4 protein-coding genes are annotated in these 7,460 nt (G+C 75.9%); all 4 read left to right on the forward strand.

Translation table 11 applies throughout. The annotated features are described in order from the left end of the window. Positions 1 to 391, forward strand: a 391-nt coding sequence (locus ACFOWE_RS24905; RefSeq protein ID WP_377291847.1) for a phosphopantetheine-binding protein, incomplete at its 5' end; no start/stop codon positions are given. Then, the gene (locus ACFOWE_RS24910) at positions 381 to 5,813 is read left to right on the forward strand and encodes a type I polyketide synthase (protein ID WP_377291849.1); all 5,433 of its coding nucleotides are present in this window, start codon (positions 381 to 383) and stop codon (positions 5,811 to 5,813) included. The genes ACFOWE_RS24905 and ACFOWE_RS24910, both read left to right, overlap by 11 nt. Beyond that, positions 5,810 to 6,013 (forward strand): MbtH family protein, encoded by a 204-nt coding sequence (locus ACFOWE_RS24915; RefSeq protein WP_377291851.1) that lies wholly within the window; start codon positions 5,810 to 5,812, stop codon positions 6,011 to 6,013. The genes ACFOWE_RS24910 and ACFOWE_RS24915 overlap by 4 nt, the downstream gene beginning before the upstream one ends. A 4-nt stretch (positions 6,014 to 6,017) precedes the next feature. Further along, positions 6,018 to 7,460 (forward strand): condensation domain-containing protein (locus ACFOWE_RS24920; RefSeq protein ID WP_377291853.1); only part of this gene is annotated, 1,443 nt, incomplete at its 3' end.

Here is a 7,460-nt window from a genome sequence, read left to right on the forward strand (position 1 = left end):
GGCGCCGCCCGGGGGCCGGGCCGCCGGGTCGGCCGCCACCGAGAAGCTGATCGCCGCGATCTGGTGCGAGGTCCTGGAACGGGACCGCGTCGGCCCCGACGACAACTTCTTCGACATCGGCGGCCACTCGCTGGCCCTCGCCGCCGTGCACGCCCGCCTGCGCGCCCGGCTCGGCCGCGAGCTGCGGATGGTGGACCTGTTCCGCTATCCGAACATCCGCTCCCTCGCCGCCCACCTCGACGCCCGGGCCGACGGCTCCGCCGGCACCTCCCAGGACGGCGACTCGGAACTCGCCCGCGCGATCTCACGTGCCGAGACCCGGCGCAACCGCACCCGACGCCCACGACGCGTCCCCAGCACCATCGGACAGGAGAACGACCATGACCAGTGACGTCACCGACGAGGGCGTCGAACCGATCGCCATCGTGGGCATGGCCGCCCGGGTGCCGGGCGCCGCCGACATCGGCGAGTTCTGGCGCAACCTGGTCGACGGTGTCGAGTCGATCAGCACCTTCACCCGCGAGGAGCAGCTGGCGCGGGGCGCCTCCGAGGAGGACGTCGACGACCCGAGCTGGGTGCCGAAGGCGCCCTACGTGGAGGGCTACGACCAGTTCGACGCCGGGCTGTTCGGCATGACCGCGCGGGAGGCGGAGATCCACAACCCGCAGCACCGGCTGTTCCTGGAGTCGTGCTACGCCGCGCTGAACGACGCCGGGACCGACCCGGCGCGCTACGACGGCGCCATCGGCGTCTACGCGGGCACCGGAGGCAACCACTACATGTGGGAGAACCTCGCCCGCAACAAGCGGGCGTGGGACACCCGCCACGGCATCGGGCTCGCCGCCGCCAACTCGCCGAACTACGTGGCCACCGGCGTGTCGTACCGGCTGAACCTGCGCGGGCCCAGCCTGACCGTGCACACCGCCTGCTCCACCTCGCTGGTCGCCTTCCACCTGGCCTGCGAGGCGCTGCGCGGCGGCGAGTGCGACATGGCCCTGGCGGGCGGGGTGAACGTGGAGCACCCGCCGGCGACCGGATACCTCGGGATGGACGGATTCACCTCTCCCGACGGCCACTGCCGGCCGTTCGACGCCGACGCGAACGGCACCGTCTGGGGCAGCGGCGTCGGCGTCGCCGTGCTCAAGCGGCTCGAGGACGCCCTCGCCGACGGCGACCACATCCACGCGGTGGTGCGGGGCAACGCGATCAACAACGACGGCGCCGGCAAGGTCGGCTTCTCCGCCCCCAGCGTCGACGGGCAGGCCTCCGCGATCGCGCAGGCGCTCGGGCTCGCCGGGATCGACCCGCGCACGATCGGCTACGTCGAGGCGCACGGCACCGGCACCGCGCTGGGCGACCCGATCGAGGTCACCGCCCTGTCCTCGGTGTACCTGCGCGACACCCGGGACCGCGGCTGGTGCGGCATCGGCTCCGTGAAGTCCAACATCGGCCACCTCAGCCAGGCCGCGGGCATCATCAGCGTGATCAAGGCGGTGCTGGCGCTGAAGCACGGGTTGATCCCGCCGACGATCAACTACGAGCGCCCCAACCCGGCGATCGACTTCGGCGACACCCCGTTCTACGTGGCGTCCACGCTCAGCAAGTGGGAGACCGGCGGCGGCCCCCGGCGCGCCGGGGTGAGCTCCTTCGGCATCGGCGGGACCAACGCGCACGTGGTCCTGGAGGAGGCGCCCCGCGCCGAGGCGGACCCGCGCCCCGCGCGGCCCGCGCACCTGCTGCAGGTGTCCGCCAAGACCGCGACCGCGCTGGACGCGGCGGTGGAGCGGCTCGCCGGGCACCTGGCGGCCGGCGACGGCCCCGACCTCGCCGACGTGGCCCACACGCTGCGGACGGGCCGGCCGGAGTACGCGCACCGGGCCGCGGTGGTGGCCGCCGACCGGGCCGACGCGGTCGCCGCGCTGCGGGACCGCAAGCGCCGGCGCAGGGGAGAGGCCGGCGCCGGCTCCCCGGCGGTGGTCTTCCTGTTCTCCGGGCAGGGCGCGCAGTACGCCGGCATGGGCGCGGAGCTGTACCGGACGGAGCCGGTGTTCGCCGCCGCCGTCGACGAGTGCGCGGACCTGCTCACCGAGCACCTCGGCCTCGACCTGCGCGAGCTGATGTTCGGCGGCGCGCCCGACGCCGAGGAGACGCTCCGGCGCACGCGCTACACCCAGCCGGCGCTGTTCACGGTGGAGTACGCGCTGGCCCGGCTCTGGCAGAGCTGGGGCGTACGGCCGGCCGAGATGATCGGCCACTCCATCGGCGAGTACGTCGCCGCGACCGTCGCGGAGGTCTTCACCCTGGCCGACGCGGTGCGGCTGGTCGCCGCCCGCGGCGCGCTGATGCAGTCCATGCCGCCGGGCGCGATGCTCGCCGTCCAGCAGGACGAGTCGGCGCTGGCCGGCCGGCTGCCGGAAGGGGTGTCGGTGGCGACCGTCAACGGCCCCGGCACCTGCGTGGTGGCCGGTCCCGCGGACGCGGTCGAGGCGTTCGCCGAGACGCTGAAGGCCGAGAAGGTGGGCTGCAAGGCCCTGCGCACGTCGCACGCGTTCCACTCGCCGATGATGGAGCCGATCCTCGCGGAGTTCACCGCGCTGGTCGCCTCGGTGCCGCGCCGGGCCCCGCGCCTGCCCTTCTGGTCCAACGTCACCGGCCGGCCCATCACCGCCGAGCAGGCGACGGACCCGGCGTACTGGGCCGGCCACCTGCGGCAGCCGGTCAGGTTCGGCGCCTGCGTCGCCGGGCTGTACGCCGCGCACGCCGACGCGCCGCCGCTGCTGGTGGAGTGCGGGCCCGGGCGGCAGCTGGCCGGCCTGGCCAGGATGCAACTGCCCAAGGGCGCGCCCGCGCCGCTGCCCAGCCTGCCCGGGCCCGGGGAGCGGGCCGGGGACGCCGCCACCGTCTACGACGCGGCGGGCGCGCTGTGGGCCGCCGGAGTGCCGCTGGCCGCGGGCTTCGGCGGGACGGGCCGCAAGGTGCCGCTCCCGGCGTACCCGTTCGAGCGCCGGCGCTACTGGGTCGACCCCGACCCGGTCGACCAGACCGCCGTCCCGGCCCGGCGCGGCGGACCGGCCGGCCCGCTGCCGCTGGCCGACTGGTTCGCGGTGCCCACCTGGCGCCAGGCCGCCCCGGACACCCGGCGGACCGATCTCGGCGACTGCCTGGTGCTGGCCGACGGCCCCCGCGGGGACGCGCTCGTCGCCGCACTGCGGGCCCGGGGCGCCACCGTGCGGGTGGCCGGCGCCGGCGACCACGAGACGCTGCTCGCCGCCGGTGTGCCCGACAGGATCGTGCACGCCCTGGCGCTGGACGGCCCGCCCGCGGACGGCGGGATCGCCGCCGCCTGGGACGCGCAGGAACGGGGCTTCTTCAGCGTGCTGAGCCTGGTGCAGGCACTGGCCGGCGCGGGCGCGGCCGACGGGGTCCACCTCGACGTGGTGTCGTCGGGCACCTCCGACGCCCAGGGCGACCTGACCCGTCCCGAGCACGCCACCCTCGCGGGCATCGCCAGGGTGGTCCCGCTGGAGCTGCCCGGCCTGACCGTCCGCCACATCGACGCCGACCCGCAGGAGGGCGCCGCGCGGACGGCCGAGCTCGTCGCCGAGCTGCTGCGGCCCGCCGACGAGACGGAGGTGACGCTGCGCGCCGGCCGCCGCTGGGTCACCGACTACACCCAGGTGTCCCTGGACGCGGAGAGCGCGAACGGCACGGTGGTCCGCGAGGAGGGCCGGTACCTGATCACCGGTGGGACCGGCGGGATCGGCATCACCCTCGCCGAGGACTTCGCGCGCCGCGCCCGCGCCAGGCTGGTGCTGCTCAGCCGCGGCGGCCTGCCGCCGCGCGAGGAGTGGGACACCCACCTGGCGGTGCACGGCGGCGCCGACAGGACGGGCCGGGCCATCCTCGCGATCCGGCGGATGGAGCAGGCCGGGGCCCGGGTGCTCGTGCTGGCCGCGGACGTCACCGACCCGGCCGAACTGGGCGCGGTGCGCGAGCGGATCGACGCCGAGTTCGGCGGGCTGGACGGCATCGTGCACGCCGCCGGCCTGCCCGGCGGCGGCATGGCCGAGGTGAAGGACCGCGCCGCGGCCACCGCCGTGCTGGCGCCCAAGATCGCGGGAACCCTCGCCCTGGCGCGGGCCTTCGGCGACCTCCCGCTCGACTGGGTGGCGCTCTGCTCCTCGGTGACCTCGGTGGTCGGCGGCTTCGGGCAGGTCGATTACTGCGCGGCCAACGCCTTCCTCGACGCCTACGCCCGCAGCGCCCACGGCTGGCGCGCCCCGGTCGTCTCGCAGAACTGGGGCGGCTGGACCGAGGTCGGCATGGCCGTCGAGGTGTCCGCGCCCGACGGGTTCCGCGCCGCCCGCGGCGGGGCCGCCGAAGCGGTGGACCACCCGGTCCTCTCCACCCGGGTGACCGGCCGGGACGGGGAGGCCGGGTGCCACGGCCTGGTGTCCGCCGCCACGCACTGGCTGCTCGACGAGCACCGCATCGGCGAGGTGCCGGTGGTGCCCGGCACCGGCCACCTGGAGTCGGTCCGGGCCGCCGTGGCCGCGTGCCTGCCCGCCCCGGACGCCGGCCACGTCGTGGAGCTGCGGGACGTGGCGTTCCTGGAGCCGTTCGCCGTTCCGGACGGGAGCACCGCGCAGTACCGGGTGGAGCTGACCGCCTCGGCGGACGGCGGCGCCGACTTCCGGGTGGTGAGCCGTACGGCGGGCCGCTCCGCCACGCACGTGCGCGGCTCGGCCGCGTGGGTGCGTCCCGGGCGGGCCGCGGAGGCGGACGCCCGGCCGATCGCGGCCCGCTGCCGGCCGGGCTCCGCACGCCAGGCCGGGCACGGGACCGGCCGCACCAGCATGCTCACCTTCGGCCCCCGCTGGGACGCGCTGGCCGAGCACCACGTGGGCCCGGACGAGGAACTCGCCCGGATCGCCGCGCCCGAGGCCGCCCTGGCCGACCTGGACCGCTGGGTGCTGCACCCGGCGCTGCTCGACGTGGCGACCGCGTTCGGCGAGGGGCGCGGCGAGGGCAGCTACCTGCCGCTCTCCTACGGCAGGGTGCTGGTCCGCGGGGCGCTGCCCGCGCGGTTCTGGAGCCACCTGCGGTACGCCGACGGCGGTGACGACGTCGTCTCGGCGGACCTGACGCTGTTCGACGAGGACGGCCGGGTGCTGGTGGAGATCGGCGACTTCGTGCTGCGCCGGGTGAACCGCGACGCGGTCACCGGCGATCTCGCCGCCGCCCCCGGCGCCGCGACCGGAGAGGCCGCCGCGGCCGGGGAGACCACCGCGCCGGCCGCGCCGGACTCCCCGGCAGAGGGCGGGATCGCCCCCGTGGACGGCGCCGAGGCGTTCCGCCGGGTGCTGGCCGCGGGCCTCGGCCCCCAGGTCGTGGTCAACCCGCTTCCGGTGGCCGAACTCGCCGAACGGGCCAGGGCCAGGACCACCGACGCCCTCGCGGACGACGCCGGGGCGGAGGAGCGCCCCGGCTCCGAGGCGGCCGGGGACGACCACGCCGCGCCCCGCACCGAGCTGGAGGCGACCATCGCGCGGGTGTGGAGCGACGGCCTCGGCGTGCCGCGGGTCGGCGTCGACGACGACTTCTTCGAGCTCGGCGGCAACTCCCTGATCGCCGTGCAGCTCATCGCCGCCCTGCGCAAGGCCGTCGGCGTGAAGCTGCCGATGCGCAGCCTGTTCGAGTCTCCGACCGTGGCCGAGCTCGCGGTCGTCGTCGAGCGGCTGCGGGCCGCCGCCGACGACGGCGCGGAGCAGTCCCGCCCGGCCACCACCATCCCCAAGCTGGACCGTCGATGAACGAGGCAGGAACCATGACCGACGACCTCTACCTGGTCGTGCGCAACGACGAGGAGCAGTACTCGATCTGGGCCGAGGGGCGGACCCTCCCCGCCGGCTGGCACGACGCCGGCTTCAGCGGGACCCGGCAGGAGTGCCTGGACCACATCGAGCAGGTGTGGACCGACATGCGCCCGCTCAGCCTGCGCCAGGGCGGGTGACGGAGTGACCGCCAAGGAGTGGGAGGCTCCCGCCTCGTTCGGCCAGGAACGGATCTGGCTGGCCGACCAGATGGACCCCGGCTCGCCGGTGTTCAACCTGCAGTGCCCGATCGAGGTCCCGCACGCGATCGGGGCCGAGGAGATCGTCGCGGCGCTGAGGGCCGTCACCGGACGGCACGAGGTGCTCCGCACCTCCCTCAGGGTCGCCGACGGCGCCCTCCGCCAGGTGGTGCACGCCGAGGCCGACCCCGACGTGCGGGTGCACGACCTGCGGGCGCTCCCGCCCGAGGAGCGCAGGACCCGGGCGAACGAGCGCATCCTGGCCGACACCAAGGCCGCGATCCCCACCGGCCGCGCCCCGCTCTGGCGGGCCACGCTGCTCAGGATGGAGGACAGCCGCTGGCTGGTGAGCCTCGTGCTCCACCACGCCGTCTTCGACGCCGCCTCGTCCGTCATCCTCGCGGAGGAGGTCACCGAGCTGTGTGCGGCCGCGGCGGCCGGACGCCCGGCCGAGCTGCCCGAACCGCCCGTCCAGTACGCCGACTACGCCGCCTGGCAGCGCGACCGGCTCACCGGCAGGGCGCTGGCCGAGCAGACCGGCTACTGGCGGTCGCGGCTGGCGGGGCTGCCCGCCGTGCACACGCTCCCCACCGACCGGCCGCGCCCGGCCCGGCTCGGCTACGCCGGCGACGAGGTGCGCTTCACGGTGCCGCGGGAGGTGCAGGAGCAGGTCGCCGCGGTGGCGCGCCGCTCGGCCGCGACGCCCTTCATGGTGTACCTGACGGCGTACGTCGTGCTGCTGTCCCGGCTGTCCCGCGACGACGACACCGTGGTCGGGGTGACCATGAGCGGCCGGGACCTGCCGGAGGTCGCCGGGCTGGTCGGCATGTTCGTCAACCAGATGGTGGTGCGCACGGACACCTCGGGCGACCCGGCCTTCGCCGATCTGCTCGGCCGGGTCCGCGCGGACCTGCTCGACGCCATGGAGAACGGCCAGATCCCGTTCCAGGCGGTCGTGGAGGCGGTCGCGCCGCAGCGGGACCCGGGGGTGCAGCCGCTCTACCAGCTCGGCTTCAACTACATCCCCGACTCCGGCATCGAGCCGATCCCCTACGTCACCTCGAAGGACGACCTGGCGTTCGACCTGACCACCGAGGTCAGCCGGCTGCTGTACCGCACCGACCTGTTCGACCGGGGGACCGCGGAGACGTTCGTCGGACGCTACCTGCGCGTCCTGGCCGCCGCCGTCGCCGACCCGGGGACCCGGATCGGCGGCCTGCCGCTGCTGGACGAGGCCGAGCGCGCGTCCCTGCTGGAGGCGGGGACGCCGCAGCCGCCGCTCGAGCACGCCACGGCGCTGCGGATGGTGGAGGCGCAGGCCGCGCGCACTCCGCACGCGACCGCCGTGATCGCCGGCGACCGGCGGCTGACCTACGCGGAGCTGGAC

It is taken from the genome of Planomonospora corallina, assembly GCF_042650625.1.
GTDB lineage: Bacteria > Actinomycetota > Actinomycetes > Streptosporangiales > Streptosporangiaceae > Planomonospora_B > Planomonospora_B corallina.